At 67.3% G+C, this 15302-nt stretch carries 11 protein-coding genes; 9 read left to right on the top strand and 2 right to left on the bottom strand.

What is annotated here, in order from left to right; genetic code table 11:
* Window positions 1–205: 205 nt before the first annotated feature.
* The 3 genes from HHL28_RS08770 to HHL28_RS08760 all read left to right on the top strand — a co-directional run bounded on the left by HHL28_RS08770 (window position 206) and on the right by HHL28_RS08760 (window position 7761).
* The gene (locus HHL28_RS08770; protein WP_404326843.1) at window positions 206–3148 is read left to right on the top strand and encodes a TonB-dependent receptor domain-containing protein; all 2943 of its coding nucleotides are present in this window, start codon (window positions 206–208) and stop codon (window positions 3146–3148) included.
* 171 nt (window positions 3149–3319) lie between these two features.
* Window positions 3320–4492, top strand: coding sequence for an isovaleryl-CoA dehydrogenase (locus HHL28_RS08765; protein ID WP_075768782.1), 1173 nt, complete (start codon window positions 3320–3322; stop codon window positions 4490–4492).
* A 350-nt stretch (window positions 4493–4842) separates the two neighbouring features.
* Entirely contained in the window at window positions 4843–7761 is a 2919-nt protein-coding gene (locus tag HHL28_RS08760) for a TonB-dependent receptor plug domain-containing protein (RefSeq protein ID WP_075768783.1), read from the top strand.
* Window positions 7762–7822: 61 nt separating this feature from the next.
* Here HHL28_RS08760 and HHL28_RS08755 read toward each other — a convergent pair whose 3' ends face one another.
* Window positions 7823–9004 carry an AI-2E family transporter gene (locus tag HHL28_RS08755; protein WP_075768784.1) on the bottom strand — a complete coding sequence of 394 codons (1182 nt, stop codon included), beginning with the start codon at window positions 9002–9004 and terminating at the stop codon, window positions 7823–7825.
* A gap of 100 nt (window positions 9005–9104) precedes the next feature.
* The gene (locus HHL28_RS08750) at window positions 9105–9509 is read right to left on the bottom strand and encodes a Crp/Fnr family transcriptional regulator (protein WP_075768785.1); all 405 of its coding nucleotides are present in this window, start codon (window positions 9507–9509) and stop codon (window positions 9105–9107) included.
* Window positions 9510–9617: 108 nt separating this feature from the next.
* Here HHL28_RS08750 and HHL28_RS08745 point away from each other — a divergent pair, with 108 nt between their 5' ends.
* The 6 genes from HHL28_RS08745 (at window position 9618) to HHL28_RS08720 (ending at window position 15301) form a co-directional block, all read left to right on the top strand.
* Window positions 9618–10217, top strand: coding sequence for a TetR/AcrR family transcriptional regulator (locus HHL28_RS08745; protein ID WP_075769157.1), 600 nt, complete (start codon window positions 9618–9620; stop codon window positions 10215–10217).
* Between the two features lie 49 nt (window positions 10218–10266).
* Entirely contained in the window at window positions 10267–11187 is a 921-nt protein-coding gene (locus tag HHL28_RS08740) for an alpha/beta hydrolase (RefSeq protein ID WP_169654993.1), read from the top strand.
* 226 nt (window positions 11188–11413) lie between these two features.
* Window positions 11414–11836 (top strand): MAPEG family protein, encoded by a 423-nt coding sequence (locus HHL28_RS08735; RefSeq protein ID WP_404326840.1) that lies wholly within the window; start codon window positions 11414–11416, stop codon window positions 11834–11836.
* A 30-nt stretch (window positions 11837–11866) separates the two neighbouring features.
* A complete protein-coding gene (locus HHL28_RS08730) occupies window positions 11867–13054 on the top strand; it encodes an acetyl-CoA C-acyltransferase (RefSeq protein WP_075768787.1) in 1188 nt (395 codons plus the stop codon).
* A gap of 289 nt (window positions 13055–13343) precedes the next feature.
* Window positions 13344–14246, top strand: coding sequence for a lysozyme family protein (locus tag HHL28_RS08725; RefSeq protein WP_075768788.1), 903 nt, complete (start codon window positions 13344–13346; stop codon window positions 14244–14246).
* Window positions 14247–14326: 80 nt separating this feature from the next.
* The gene (locus HHL28_RS08720) at window positions 14327–15301 is read left to right on the top strand and encodes an ABC transporter substrate-binding protein (RefSeq protein ID WP_075768789.1); all 975 of its coding nucleotides are present in this window, start codon (window positions 14327–14329) and stop codon (window positions 15299–15301) included.
* Window position 15302 lies beyond the last annotated feature (1 nt).

The following is a 15302-nucleotide window of genomic DNA, read 5'->3' as shown; positions in this document are numbered from 1 at the left end:
CGCCTAGCAGAAAGGTGCAATGCTTTATTGCGGATCGATGACTCGCGGGGCTAACTGACCGGGTTCGGCGCGCTGCCTCTTTGGTAGTACATATTTCGATCGCCACGGTGGTGCGCTGCAATCAAAAGAAGAGGTATGTGGAATGAGCAAGGGACTGGGAGTCCTCGGGCATGGCCTCAAGGCCGCGCTCCTGGGCGGATGCGCGATGGGACTGCTGATGGCCGACGCGGCCATGGCTCAGCAGGGCTCCGCGTCCACCTCCAACACTTCCGGCGACAAGATCGAAGAGATCGTCGTCGTTGGTTCGCGCATCCGTCGCGACACGTTCAATTCGCCGTCGCCGGTCCAGGTGATCACCCGTGACGAGGCGACCGCTGCCGGCTTGGCCTCTGCCGCCGAGCTGCTGCAGAGCACCTCCGTCGGCGGCGGTTCCGCACAGATCAACAACGCTTTCGGCGGCTTCGTGACCGAGGGCGGCCCCGGTGCGAACACCATCTCGCTGCGCGGCCTGGGCGCCGGCCGTACGCTGGTGCTGATCAACGGCCGTCGCGTGGCCCCCGCTGGTACCCGCGGCGCGGTGGGCTCCGCCGACCTGAACGTGCTGCCGAACGCGATCGTCGAGCGCATCGAGATCCTGCGTGACGGCGCCTCCTCCATCTACGGCTCCGATGCCATCGCCGGCGTGGTCAACGTCATCACCGAGGTGGACGTCGACGGCGTCACCGTGGAGGGTCGTTACAACCGCCCGGTCCACGGCAATGGCGAGCAGGGCCGCTTCTCCATCGTCGGCGGCACGTCCGGCGACCGCTGGAAGGCCTCCGGCTCCTTGGAGTATTACGAGCGCGGCAACCTGACCCTGGCCGACCGCGACTGGACCCGCTGCCAGACGCAGTACCGCCTGAACCCGGTGACTGGCGCCCTGGGCGACTACATCGACCCGCTGACCGGCCAGCCCAAGTGCTACCCCACGGGCAGCACGGGTGAGGGCGGCGTGACCATCAACACGCTGGGCACGCGCAGCCGCGCGGGCGTCGGTGCGCCGGGGTCCGTCGGTGCCAGCTTCAACCGCTGGCGCCCGAACGCCGCCGTGACCACGGGCCTGGTCGGCTTCGAGGGCGTGGGTGGTGGTTCCAACAACATCAACGTCCGCGACACCTATGACCCGCGGGTCCTGAACCAGTCCCTGATCTCCCCCGTGCAGATCTTCAGCGGCTTCGGCCAGGCCAGCTACGAGCTGCAGGCCCTGGGCGACGCTGAGGTCTATGCGGAGGTCCTGGCCAACAAGCGCGACTCCCAGCAGACCGGCTTCCGCCAGCTGTCCCTGGACTACCCGCAGGCCAGCCTGCTGGTGCCGACCTTCCTCCAGACGGAAGGTACCGCCTTCGGCAGCACCCTGCACGCCGGCAACGGCCTGCGCGCTTTCATCGGGTTCGGCAACGACAAGAACGAGCAGAGCGTCGAGTTCTACAAGGGCACGCTGGGCGTCCGTGGCGACGTGACCTTCCTGCCGGAGTGGAAGTATGACCTGACCGGCACCTTCTCCAAGTCCGACGCGTACTACAAGCAGCAGTCGTTCCTGACGGACCGCCTGTCCCGTAGCGTCAACGTGGTCGCCGCCCCGGTCGGCTTCAACTCCGCCCTGGTCCGGCCCGGCGCAAATGGCACCAACGTCACCTGCGCGATCAACATCACCGATCCGACGGCGAACTGCATCCCGGCGCCGGTGCTGAACTCGCAGACCATTGCCGGTATCCTCCCGCAGGATTTCCGTGACTACATCTTCCGGCCGATCAAGGGCACCACGACCTATGAGGAGACGGTGCTCGCCGCCGCCTTCGACGGTCCGCTGTTCAGCCTGCCGGCCGGCAAGGTCCAGCTCGCCACGGGCTTCGAGTACCGTTACGCGAAGATCAACGACACGCCCGACCCGAACAGCGTCGCCGGCAACCTGCTGAACCTGACCTCCTCCGCCCCGACCCGCGGCAACGACTCCGTGATCGAGGCCTATGGCGAGGTCGAGGTGCCGCTGCTGGCCGACCTGCCCTTCGTGAAGTCGCTGACCGTGAACGCCTCCGCGCGCTACACGGATTACGACTCCTACGGCTCCGATGAGACGTACAAGGTCGGCGGCGAGTACCAGCCGTTCGACTGGCTGTCGCTCCGCGGTACCTACGGCACCTCGTTCCGTGCCCCGGCGCTGTTTGAGCAGTTCCAGGGCGCCACGAGCGGCTTCCTCAGCTCCAACAGCGACCCCTGCAACAACTACAACGGCCCGAGCGTAAACCCGAACCGGGCCAAGAACTGCGCGAGCGAGGGCCTGCCGGCCGGCTTCCAGGCCACCTCCGGCATCGCCGTCATCTCCAAGGGCGGCGCCGGCACCGGCCTGGAGGCGGAGACCTCCGACAACCTGACGCTCGGCACGGTCATCCGTCCGGAGCTGCCGGAGCAGTTCGGTGAGATCGCCTTCGCGGTCGACTACTTCGACATCCAGATCGACAACGGCGTGGAGCGCGTGGGTGCCTCCAACATCCTCTCCCGTTGCTATGACGATCCGGACTTCCGCGCCGGCGGCGGTCTCTGCAACCTGGTCACCCGTGCGGCGGGCAGCAACCAGCTGACCGTCCAGGACGCCTTCACCAACATTGCCACCCAGCTGGTCCGTGGTTTCGACTACAACCTGCGTTGGACCGGCGATGTGGGTCCGGTGAACCTGCGCCTGAACGCCAACGTGACCAAGTACAACTCCCAGAAGACCCGCACCTTCTCGGACGATACCTTCGACGAGAACAACGGCACCATCGGCTCGCCGGAGTGGGTGGGTGACGTGAACGCCACCGTTGCCTACGAGGAGTGGAAGTTCCGGTACGGCGTCGAGTGGATTTCGGCCACCGAGAGCTACGATCTGGTGGGTATCGTCCAGGGTGAGTCGAACTTCTACTTCCAGACCGACTCCTACTACCTGCACCGCGCTTCCGTGCAGTACGAGGCGGAGGACTGGCAGGCCACGTTCGGCGTGCGTAACCTGTTCGATGAGGAGCCGCCGCAGATTTCCTCCGGCGCGTACAACCGGGTCGGCAACGCCCCGCTGTACAGCGGATACGACTATGTCGGCCGCCAGCTGTTCATCAACGTGTCCAAAAAGTTCTGATCGGGCAGGCCCGGGGAAGCCCGGGCCTCACCCAAGCTTTGGCCGCGCCCTCCCGGGGGCGCGGCCCTTTCTTTTCGGGCAGGGCAGGGGAGGCATCGCAATCCGTCCCTTTCCCCCATAGGCTATCGCGGCTAGTCTCCGCGGCAAATTTGTTCCGGGAGAAACGACCAGATGCTGCGCAACAGCCTGCCCATGTTCGACTTCGGCCTTGGTGAAACAGCGGACGCGCTGCGCGACGCGGTGTCCGGCTTTGCCGCCGACGAGATCGCACCCCGCGCGGCGGAGATCGACCGCACCGACCAGTTCCCCATGGACCTCTGGCGCAAGATGGGCGACCTGGGCGTCCTCGGCGTGACGGTGGAGGAGGAGTATGGCGGCGCTGCCATGGGCTATGTGGAGCACATGGTGGCCATGGAGGAGATCAGCCGCGCCAGCGCCTCGGTCGGCCTGTCCTATGGCGCCCACTCGAACCTGTGCGTCAACCAGATACGCCTGAATGGCAATGAAGAGCAGCGCCGCCGCTACCTGCCGAAGCTGATCTCCGGTGAGCATGTGGGCGCGTTGGCCATGAGCGAGCCGGGCGCCGGGTCGGACGTGGTTTCCATGCGCCTGCGGGCCGACAAGCGGGGCGACCGCTATGTGCTGAACGGTTCCAAGATGTGGATCACCAACGGCCCGGACGCCGACACGTTGGTGGTCTATGCCAAGACCGACCCGGAGGCCGGGCCCAAGGGCATTACGGCCTTCCTGATCGAAAAAGGGTTCAAGGGTTTTTCCTGCGCCCAGAAGCTGGACAAGCTCGGCATGCGCGGCAGCCACACGGGCGAGTTGGTCTTCGAGGATTGCGAGGTCCCGGCAGAGAACGTGCTGGGCCAGGTGAATGGCGGCGTGCGGGTGCTGATGTCCGGCCTGGATTATGAGCGCGCCGTGCTGGCCGCCGGTCCCCTGGGCATCATGCAGGCGGCCCTGGACGTGGTCGTGCCCTACATCCATGAGCGCAAGCAGTTCGGCCAGTCCATCGGCGAGTTCCAGCTGATCCAGGGCAAGGTGGCCGACATGTACGTGGCCCTGAACTCCTGCCGCGCCTATGTCTATGCCGTGGGCCGCGCCGCCGACCAGAAGCGCATCACCCGCAAGGACGCCGCGGGCGCCATCCTGCTGGCGGCGGAGAAGGCGACCCAGGTGGCGCTTGACGCAATCCAGATCCTGGGCGGCAACGGCTATGTCAACGAGTACCCCACCGGGCGACTGTTGCGTGACGCCAAGCTCTATGAGATCGGCGCCGGCACCAGCGAGATCCGCCGCATGCTGATCGGTCGCGAACTGTTCCGCGAGACGGTCTGACCGGCATCGGGGCAGGCGCCCGAACGAGACAGTATTTGGTCGCAGATTGCAGGGGCCGGCGTTCAGCGCCGGCCTTTTGCATGCGCGCCTGCTGAATTCAGCAGCGCAGATGACTTCGCGGGCGCGCGTGAAACACCCCAGTAACCATATACTCCATATGGGTTATTGCTTAAATACCACAAACGCCACTGACTAAGACGTATGCAGTAATCCTTTGTTGGCAGATCACGCCTTTCAACATAGAGAGCCTTACAGAGCCACTGGCGTGCCCGGCTCCCGCCCAATTGGGCAGGAATGCCGAAAAATGGGACATGCCATAGGGCCAGAACAGGGGAACGAGGCCTCAGTCTATGAAGAACTCCGTGATCAACGCTTACCGCCGGCAACTCGGCCGCACGGTCGCCATCTGTGGCTTGGCTGCCGCGAGCAGCTTGCCGGCCCTGGCCCAATCGGCGCCGGCCGCCAGCGACCAATCCGCCCAGCTTGAGGAGATCATCGTCACTGGCACGCGCATCCGCACGCCGGGTCTGGTCGCCAACAGCCCGATCTCCTCGGTGGGCGAACTGGAGCTGAAGCAGACCCAGCCAGTCGCCGTCGAATCGCTGATCAAGGACCTGCCCGTCGCCATTCCCGCCATCGGCCCGGGCACCAACAACGGCTCCGGCGGCGCGGCCACGGTGGACCTGCGCGGCCTCGGCTCCAACCGTACCCTGGTGCTGATCGACGGTCGCCGGGTGACGCCGTTCAACCTGTTCGGCTCGGTGGACACCAACTCCATCCCCGTTGCCCTGATCAAGCGGGTGGACCTGGTCTCCGGCGGCGCTTCCGCCGTGTATGGCGCGGACGCCATCACCGGCGTCGTGAACTTCATCCTGCGTGACGACTTCGAGGGCGCTTCGGTCAATGCCTCCTACGGCTTGGCGGACGAGGGCGACGCGAAGCGCCGCCGCGTGGACGTGACCCTGGGCGGCAATTTCGCCGACGGCCGCGGTAACGCGGTTGTCAGCGCCGGCTACACCAAGACCGACCCGCTGCTGTTCATCGACCGTTCCTATGTCGGCGCCGGCCCGATCTCCTCGGTCAGCGGCCTGTTCCAGGGCTCCAACACCTCGGTGCCGTCGCGCATCCAGGTCCTGCCGCTGCCGAACCGCCAGCTCGACGTGGCCACCGGCACCCTGGTGGCGCCGTACAACACCCAGAACACCAACCCGGAACAGTATTACGTCACCCCGCTGGACCGGAAGCAGATCACCGGCATCGCGAAGTACGAGATCGCCTCCTTCGCCGAGGCGTATGTGAACGCGATGTTCGTGGAGAGCGACGTCGACACGCAGCTCGCCTCGTCCGGTACCTTCGGTAACACCTACCAGGTTCCCATCGGCAACCCGTTCATCCCGCAGGCGGCGCGTGATCAGATCTGTGCGGCCCGCGGCATCGCGGCCAGCCAGTGCGTGGTCGGCAACGCCACCGAAGTGCCGATGACCATCGACCGCCGCTTCGTGGAGCTCGGGCCCCGCCTGAACTCCTTCGCGAACCAGACCTACCAGATCACCACCGGCCTGCGCGGCGACTTCGCCGACCTGCTGGAGGGCTGGAGCTATGACGCCTACTACACCTACGGCAAGTCGGAGCAGACCCAGACCCGTGGCAACTGGGGCTCCAACAGCAAGGTGCAGCAGGCCCTGCGGGCGCTGAACACCACGAGCTGCACCAACACCGCAAACGGCTGCGTGCCGCTGAACCTGTTCGGCAACGCCGGCAGCATCACCCCGGCGATGCTGGGCTTCATCAACCTGGACGCCATCGTGAACCAGACGGTGGAGATGGAGGTCCTGTCGGGCAGCGTCTCCGGTGACCTGGGCAGCCTGCGCAGCCCGCTCTCGGAGGATGCCATCGGCGTCGCCTTCGGTGCCGAGTGGCGCAACATGGAGGCCGCCAACAAGTCCGACGGCCCGTCCCAGATCTTCGGTGAGGTGCTGGGCACCGGCGCCCCGACGCCTGACCGCCGCGGCAAGGTCGAGCTGAAGGAGTACTATGGCGAGCTGATCGCCCCGCTGGTCTCCGGCATCACCGGCGTCGAGCACCTGAACCTGGAGGCGGGCATTCGCCTGACCCAGTTCGAGGCGCAGAAGAAGAGCGAGTACAGCACCTACAAGATCGGCGGCGACTACAGCCCCATCAAGGACATCCGTGTCCGCACGATGTACCAGAAGGCCACCCGCGCCCCGGCCATCAACGAGCTGTATGCCCCGCTGGTCACCCAGCTGAGCAACCTGGCCACCGACCCCTGCCAGGGCACCAACATCAACCAGGGCCAGGCCAACACGGCCGGCACCCTGTCCAACCTGTGCCGCCTGACCGGCGTGCCAGTGGGCGCCATCGGCAGCGTCGCGCCCCCGTCCTCCAGCCAGGTGAACATCCTGTCCGGCGGTAACCCGGCCCTGGCGCCCGAGGTGGGTCGTACCTTCACCGCCGGTGTGGTGCTGGAACCCCGCTTCCTGGACAACCTGACCATCACCGCCGACTACTTCCAGGTGCGCCTGACCGGCGCGGTGGGCACCCCCGCCGTTGCCGACATCGTGAACGCCTGCTACAGCGCGGCGGCCAACCCGACCTTCGCCTTCAACTCGGCTTGCGCCCTCATCGGCCGCAATGCGAACACCGGTACCCTGAACGGCAACGATGCCCGCGGCGTCACCCTGGCGCTGTCCAACCTGGGCGTCTTTGACGTGAAGGGCATCGATGTCGGCCTGGACTACAAGCTTGACCTGGATGATGTGGGCCTGAACGACCTCGGGGCGCTGACCTTCAGCTTCCGCGGCACGAAGAACACCACCGTCGAGTACCAGGCCACGCCGAGTGCCGTGAACCGTGACTGCCTGGGCTACTACAGCTCCGCCTGCGGCACGAACTTCAACGGCCCGATCCCCGAGTACAAGTGGAGCCTGCGGACCAACTGGCAGGTCAGCGACTTCGACGTCGGCTTCACCTGGCGCCACATCGGCGAGTTGAAGGCGGAGCCGATCGGCCCCACGCTGCTGCCCGCCTACCGCAAGATCGACGCGTACGACTACTTCGACCTGGCGCTGGGATGGAACTGGGAGGAGACCCTCAGCCTGAACCTGACCGTCTCGAACCTCTTCGACAAGAAGGCCCCGTTCGTTGGTCAGGGCGCTGGCAGCACCGCCCAGAACAGCGGCAACACCTTCCCGCAGACCTACGACGTGGTCGGCCGGTACTTCACCCTGGGTGCCACCGTCAGGTTCTAAGGTTTCTTCATGTCCTGCCGGGGCGCCTCGGTGCCCCGGTTGTCGTATCCCATACAAACCTTCACGGGTCCCCCTCGGGGGACCCGTTTTTCTTTGGCGCGCCCGTCACCTCCACGCGCTTGCCCAGCGTGTCGCGGACATAGGCCTGTTGGACCCAGACCATCAGCAGCACCGCCAGCGGCGTCGCGAAGATCACGCCCGTGCTGCCCAACAGCGTGCCGAAGACCAGCAGCGCGAACAGGGTCACCACCGGTGGCAGGGACACGGCCTTGTTCTGGATGATCGGCATCAGCAGGTTCCCCTCCACCTGCTGGAGCGCCAGGTAGAAAAGCACGGTGTAGAGCGCCACCTCCGGCCCCTGCAGGAAGGCCAGCAGCACCGCCGGGATGGCTGCCAGGATCGGCCCGACGATGGGGATGAACTCCAGGATCCCGGCGATCAGGCCAAGGGCCAGCGGCACCGGCACGCCCAGGGCCCATAGTCCCAGGGTGGTCAGCAGGCCGATGGCGATCATGCCCAGGGACTGGCCCAGCGCCCACAGCCAAAGCGCTCGGCCGGAGCGGTCCAGCAGGGTCCGCAGTTCCCCCGTCATGTCCTTGGGCACCAGGCTCTCGATCCCGTGCCGGTACAGGCTCGGCTGGAAGGCCAGGTAGATGCCGCCCACCAGCACCAAGGCCAGGTCCCCCAGGGCGTTGACCACGGTCATCACCGCCCTGCCAAGGATCCCGACGATCTGGCCGACCCGCTGCTGGTCCAGCCCGCCGCCGCCCTGGTCCGGCGGCGGTGCCGGTGCCGTGGGTGGGGCAGGGGGCTGCTGGCCCCCGGGCGGGGCGGGTTGTTGGGCCGGGGGGGAGTTGTCGTCGCCCGGCAAGGGCGCGAACTGGCCGATGCGGTCCAGCACCTGCCGGCCCCATGCCGTCTGCTCCAGGCTTTCGCTGATCCGGTCCACGCTGGCGGGCAGGGTCTTCGCCAAGCTGCTGAATTGGCTGGAGACCTGTTGCCCCAGCACCAGGAAGAACAGCCCCGTGACCCCGGCCAGGACCAGGACCACGATCCCCACCGCCGCCGCGTCCGGCATGCGGACCAGCTTCTTCACCTGCCGGGCCAGGCCGCGCAGCAGCACGGCGATCAGGACGGAGCCGAACAGCAGCAGCAGCACCTGCGCCGCCATGATCAGGGCCGCGGCGATGCCTGCCAGCAACAGGACGATCAGCACGCGTCGGACGAAAGTCCGGTCATCCATGGTGGGGGCGTCCCTTCCGGCGGTTCAGTGACCACCGGTAGAAACGCACATTCCCGGGTCTGTTCCCGGGCGGCAGACCTGCGGAGATGGGGCAGGGGCCTCAGTTCTGCGGGGCGTCACCCTTCTGCGCCGCCTCCACCATGTCCTCCAGCTCGTCGATGCGGCGGGCCATGGTGCGGATGTTGTCGATCAGGATCTGCACCAGTTGGCGCAGCAGCGGGTCGGCGCCGTACAGGCTTTCCCGCAGCACGCTGGCAGGCATGCGCATCAGCGTGGACTCCATGTCGGCGCTGGCGTTGGCCATGCGGGGCTTGCGGTCGAAGATCGCCATCTCGCCGAACACGCCGCCTTCTTCCACCATGCCGATCACCGTGTCGTGCCCGTCATGGGCGCGCCAGATGCGGACACGGCCCTTTTCCACCACATACAGGCTGTCGCCCGGGTCGCCTTCATGGAACACGATCTCCCCCGGGGCGAAGACACGGCGCTGGAAGGCGGCGGACATGGCGGTTCCGGTCCCGGCGGTGGTTGCAGGCCTGCCTTTCCTACACCGGGTAAAGCTGTGGGGCCAGGGGTGTTGACAAAAGAACGACCGTTCGTTTTAATGCGCGCCATGAGCAAGGGCGAACGCACGCGCGCCATGATCCTCGATGAGGCCCTGGCGCTTTCCAGCACCGACGGGCTGGCCGGCCTGACCATCGGCAGCTTGGCCGAACGGCTGGGCATGTCGAAAAGTGGCCTGTTCGCCCATTTCGGCAGCAAGGAACAGCTCCAGGCCGCGGTGATCGAGCGGGCGGGGGAGATGTTCACCGACGTGGTGATCCGCCCTTCCCTGGAAAAGCCGCGCGGCCTGCCACGGGTCTGCGCCCTGTTTGAGAACTGGATCGACTGGACCAAGGGCGCCGGCCTGCCGGGCGGCTGCCCCATGCAGTCCGCCTCGCTGGAATTGGACGACAAGCCGGGCCCTTTGCGGGACCTGGTGGCCCACCAGCAGGACCGGCTGCGCAGCTTCATCGCCCGCGGCGTGCGCATGGCCATGGAGGAGGGGCACCTGCGCCCCGACCTGGACGTGGACCAGTTCGTGTTCGAGGGGATTTCCATCTCCTTCGGCTTTGCCATGAACCACCGGCTGCTGAACCACCCGGACGCGGAGCAGTGGGCCCGCAATGCCATCCGCGGGTTGGTCCAGCGCTCCCTGCCGGACAAGACCTGAACCGAGCCGCCGTCCCGGGTGGGATGGCGGCCCATCGACCCGGCCCCGCGTGGGCCGCCTGACGGAGGACCTGGACATGGTCGCCCTGTTCGTCTCAGAAAATAGCACGAACGTTCGTCATAAAAACGTCGCCTCTCTCCTAGTCGAGGGAGCCCATGGCCTGCTGGGCACCTTGGCGGAGGGGTTGCGCCCCTGGAGCCGGGCGGAGCAGGCGGCCATGGCCTTCCTGTCGCCGGAGCGGGTGGTGTCCCCGCCCATGCTGCCGGAACCCAAGGGCGGCACCGTGCTGGCCGTCCCCGGTTTTGAGCCACACCTGAACGCCCGGGTCTGGGGCCCCGCCGGGGCGCCGGCCGTGCTGCTGGTCCATGGCTGGGAAAGCCACCTCTACGCCATGCTGCCCTTCATCCAGCCCTTGCTGGACCGGGGTTTCCGCGTGGTCGCCTTCGACGCGCCAGCCCATGGCCGCAGCAGCGGGGAAACCGCCACCCTGGTGGACTTCGCCCGCGCCATGACGGCTGTGGCCAGGGCCGCGGGCGGGATGACGGGGATCATCGGCCATTCCCTGGGCGCCGCGGCGGCCAGCCTGGCCCTGGAAGGCGGGCTCAAGGCGGACCGGGTCGCCCTGCTGGGCACCCCGGCGGAGCCGCTGAGCTACGCCCAGGAATGCGCCACCCTTCACCACCTGACGGCGGATGAGACCCAGGCCATGCTGGCCCTGCTGGACCGCGCCCTCGGCCGGCCGGTGGCCGACATCTCCGTCGCCGCCAGCGCCGCGGGCCTGACCGTCCCGGCCCTGTTCATCCACAGCGTTGACGACCGCGTCGCCCCCGTCCACGGGGTCCTGCACGCCGCCGCCCTGTGGCGCGGTGCCCGGGTGCACCTGGTGGACGATCTGGGGCACCGCCGGATTTTGCGGGACCCGTCCGTGGTGGCGAAGGCCGTCGCCTTCATCGCCGACCAGGGTCCGTGAAGGCTTACCAACCTGGGCGGCCGGCTGCGCCAGCGACCGGCGCCGCGCGGCAGCGTGGTGGCGCAAGCCCCGCTGGCCCTTGCCAACAGGCGCGATGGGCCGGTGATGCGGCGCAGGCGCTTGAGCGACATGCAGGCTGGACCGGTTTCCAGTCCGCTGGAAACTGGTCTAGTGTGCCGCCCGACAACGACCCCGCCCAAGCGGGGCAGGAAAGGGGGAGGGGAGATTGACGGACACCGCGGTGCTGCCCGTGGCCACGGCGCTCTATGCCGGGTTGCTGGGCCTGATGTTGCTGATGCTGAGCTACCTCGTCTCGCGCCAGCGCCTGTCCAAGAAGGTTTCCCTCGGCGACGGCGGGCACAAGGAACTGGCCGGGGTCATCCGCGCCCATGCCAACTTCACCGAGTATGTGCCCCTGGCCCTAGTGCTGATCCTGATGACGGAGCTGTCCGGCCAGGGCGTCTGGCAGGTCCATGCCCTGGGCATCGCCCTGGTGCTGGGACGCGGGCTGCATGCCTACGGCCTGTCCACCCACCCTGGGGGCAAGAGCTTCGGCCGCATGTCGGGCACCATGCTGACTTGGCTGGTGATCCTGATCGGCTCCCTGAACCTGATCGTCTGGTCTTTCTACCGCGTGGGCTCCGCCTGAAGCCCCGGCAAGCATGGGAGTAACCTGAACATGTCGAGCGATCCCATCGTCATCGTCGCTGCCGCCCGCACGCCCATGGGCGGTCTGATGGGCGACCTGTCCGGCCTGTCCGCCGCCCAGCTCGGCGCCGCCGCCATCAAGGCGGCGGTGGAACGCGCCAACCTCGACGGCGCCGCCGTGGGGGAGGTGATCATGGGCAACGTCCTGCAGGCCGGCCAGGGCCAGGCCCCCGGCCGCCAGGCGGCGCTGGGCGCCGGGCTGCCCCAGTCGGTGCCGTGCAGCACCCTCAACAAGATGTGCGGCAGCGGCATGAAGGCCACCATGTTGGCCCATGACCTGATCACCGCCGGCAGTGCCGACATCATCGTGGCGGCGGGCATGGAGAGCATGTCCAATGCCCCTTACCTGCTGGAGAAGGCCCGCGGCGGCTACCGCTATGGCCACAGCACCGTCTATGACCACATGGCGCTGGACGGGCTGGAGGATGCCTATGACCGCGGCCGCGCCATGGGCACCTACGCCGAGGATACGGCCACCCACTACCAGTTCACCCGCGACATGCAGGACGAGTACGCGCTGGAAAGCCTGCGCCGGGCCAAGGGTGCCATCGAGGATGGCAGCTTCGACCGGGAGGTGGTGCCCGTCACCGTCAAGTCCCGCAGCGGCGAGTCCGTGGTCGGGAAGGATGAGCAGCCGCTGAAGGCCAAGCCGGAGAAGATCCCCACCCTGAAGCCCGCCTTTCGCAAGGACGGCACGGTGACCGCCGCCAACGCCTCCTCCATCTCCGACGGCGCCGCCGCGCTGGTGCTGATGAAGCGGTCCGAGGCGGAGAAGCGCGGCCTGAAGCCGCTGGCCGCCATCGTCGGCCATGCCAGCCACGCCCGGGCCCCGGCCTGGTTCACCACCGCGCCGATCGGTGCCATGCAGACCCTGTTCGAGAAGACGGGCTGGTCCGCCAAGGACGTGGACCTGTTCGAGGTGAACGAGGCCTTCGCCGTCGTCGCCATGGCGGCCATGCGGGAGTTCGACCTGCCGCGGGACAAGGTGAACGTCCATGGCGGCGCCTGCGCCCTGGGCCACCCCATCGGCGCCTCCGGGGCCCGCATCCTGGTCACCCTGCTGAACGCGCTGGAGAAGTACGACCTGAAGCGCGGCGTGGCGTCCTTGTGCATCGGCGGCGGTGAGGCCACCGCCATGGCGGTGGAGCGGCTGCACTGAGGATGGGGTGGGGAGCCCTGCCCGTGGGGTGGGGCTCCTCACCCTCGCCGATCAGCCTTTGTGTTTCCCCCGCGAAGGCGGGGGCCCACAGTTTTTGACCCGTTGTGTGACGGCACTGTCGTTGACGAACCGTGGACCCCCGCCTTCGCGGGGGAAGCAGTAAGGGGCACCGCAGCGGATCTCATCTGGCATTAGGCCGCCATCCCAACCCCTCCTGGCACGCGCCTTGCTTTCTCATGGGCCAGACGCCGGGCCGCCCGGCAAATTCGGTACCCCCGTGAGGTTCGCCATGACCAGCGCCCTGACCACCGCCCAGCTCACCACCCTCAAGGCGGGGTCCCGTACCGCCCCGGTCCAGGTGGTGGATGCGGTGAAGCAGGCCAGTGCCAGCACGGGGGTCGATTTTTCCTACCTGCTGGAAAAGGCGTCGGTGGAGAGCGGCTTCAAGACGGACGCCAAGGCCCGCACCAGCAGCGCCACGGGCCTGTTCCAGTTCATCGACAACACCTGGCTGGCGACGGTGAAGGAGCATGGGGCAAAGCACGGCCTGGGCGCCTATGCCGAGATGATCGAGTCGGGTCCCAATGGCAAGCTGACCGTTTCCGACCCCAAGGCCCGCAAGGAAATCCTGGAGCTGCGCAAGGACCCCCGCGTCTCCGCCCTCATGGCCAGCGAACTGGCCAAGGACAACAAGGAATTCCTTGAGGAGAGGCTGGGCCGCCCGGTGGGCAAGGCGGAGCTGTACATGGCCCATTTCCTGGGCGCCGGCGGGGCCGCCAAGTTCCTGAAGGCCATGGAGAAGAACCCCAACGCCTCGGCAGCATCCGTGGTGCCGGACGCGGCGCGGGCCAACATGTCCGTCTTCTATGAAGGTGCCCGGCCCCGTTCCCTGGGCCAGGTCTTCGACCGCATGGCCGCCAAGTTCGACGGGGAGGAGCCCCGTTTCGCCGACAGCACCAGCTTCGGCACCGTGCAGGCCGCCGACACCAGCTCACAGCCCTGGCAATATGGCCGCTCCGTCGCCACGGCGCTGGAGCCCATCTCCACCTTCACCGTCATGATGCTGAACGCCCTGACCCCGCCCACGGGTGACGAGAAGGACAAGCAGCAGCCGGCCGCCGCCGGCGGTAAGGACGGGCAGGCGGAGGAAAGGGCTGCCCCCAACCTGGCGCCTGCCGTGGTGCAGGCCTGACCGGGCAGTATCCTCCCCTGGAAAAGATTGCCCACCCGGCTATTCTCTTGCCCCGTCCTGGATGGTGAGGGGGTGAGGGAATGCTGCGTCGTGTTGCGGGGGCCCTGGCCCTGGCGGTGGGGCTCCTGGCGGCCCAGGCCGCCGCTGCGGCGGAGAAGCTGGTCTTCGCCACGGACTGGCGGGCCCAGGCGGAGCATGGCGGATTCTACCAGGCCCTGGCCAAGGGGCTGTACGCCAAGGCGGGGTTGGACGTGACCCTGCGCCAGGGCGGCGTGGGCATGGACCCGCAGCAGCTCCTGGCCGCCGGCGCCATCGAAGCGGCCATGGGCAGCTCCGGCTTCTTCACCCTGAACCTAGTGGAGGCAGGGGCGCCTGTCGTGACCGTGGCGGCCCTGTTCCAGAAGGACCCCTGGATGCTCATGTCCCACCCCAGGGACGACGTTAAGTCCATCGCCGACATGAAAGGCAAGCCGGTGATGATCGGCGACCCCAGCGTCAACACCATCTGGCGCTGGCTGAAGTCCCGCTACGGGTTCGAGGACCGGCAGATCCGCAAATACACCTTCAACATCGCCCCCTTCCTGGTGGACCGGAACGCCATCCAGCAGGGCTACGTGACGTCGGAGCCCTTCACGGCGGAGAAGAATGGCGTGAAGCCGCAGGTCTTCCTGCTGGCGGACAACGGCTACCTCAGCTACGCCGCCACCATCATGGTCCGCAAGGAATTGGCGGAGAAGCGGCCGGAGGTGGTGCGCGCCTTCGTCCAGGCCAGCATCGAGGGCTGGCGTGATTACCTGTACGGCGACCCGTCCCCCGCCAACGCCCTGATCAAGAAGGACAACCCGGAGATGGACGACGCCACCCTGGCCTATGCACGATCCAGGATGGTGGAGTATGGCATCGTCGACAGCGGCGACGGAATCGGCGCCATGTCGGAAGCCCGCTGGGACGCCTTCACCAAGGAGATGCAGCAGCTCGGCATCTACAAGCCCGACCTGGATTGGCGGAAGGGCGTGGATTTCCGCTTCCTCCCCAACCCGGCGGCCAAGAACTGAC

The organism is Aerophototrophica crusticola, from assembly GCF_012913305.1.
GTDB classification, from domain to species: domain Bacteria; phylum Pseudomonadota; class Alphaproteobacteria; order Azospirillales; family Azospirillaceae; genus Niveispirillum; species Niveispirillum crusticola.
The sequence above is the reverse complement of the archived record's forward strand: the minus strand, read 5'-3'. Positions and strand labels throughout refer to the sequence as shown.

What these genes read in the sequence shown, in the direction of transcription:
- HHL28_RS08720 (WP_075768789.1), top strand. Translation starts at nt 14,327, where the DNA reads ATGCTGCGTCGTGTTGCGGGGGCCCTGGCCCTGGCGGTGGGGCTCCTG.
- HHL28_RS08730 (WP_075768787.1), top strand. Translation starts at nt 11,867, where the DNA reads ATGTCGAGCGATCCCATCGTCATCGTCGCTGCCGCCCGCACGCCCATG.
- HHL28_RS08770 (WP_404326843.1), top strand. Translation starts at nt 206, where the DNA reads ATGGGACTGCTGATGGCCGACGCGGCCATGGCTCAGCAGGGCTCCGCG.
- HHL28_RS08760 (WP_075768783.1), top strand. Translation starts at nt 4,843, where the DNA reads ATGAAGAACTCCGTGATCAACGCTTACCGCCGGCAACTCGGCCGCACG.
- HHL28_RS08765 (WP_075768782.1), top strand. Translation starts at nt 3,320, where the DNA reads ATGCTGCGCAACAGCCTGCCCATGTTCGACTTCGGCCTTGGTGAAACA.
- HHL28_RS08755 (WP_075768784.1), bottom strand. Translation starts at nt 9,004, where the DNA reads ATGGATGACCGGACTTTCGTCCGACGCGTGCTGATCGTCCTGTTGCTG.
- HHL28_RS08745 (WP_075769157.1), top strand. Translation starts at nt 9,618, where the DNA reads ATGAGCAAGGGCGAACGCACGCGCGCCATGATCCTCGATGAGGCCCTG.
- HHL28_RS08750 (WP_075768785.1), bottom strand. Translation starts at nt 9,509, where the DNA reads ATGTCCGCCGCCTTCCAGCGCCGTGTCTTCGCCCCGGGGGAGATCGTG.
- HHL28_RS08725 (WP_075768788.1), top strand. Translation starts at nt 13,344, where the DNA reads ATGACCAGCGCCCTGACCACCGCCCAGCTCACCACCCTCAAGGCGGGG.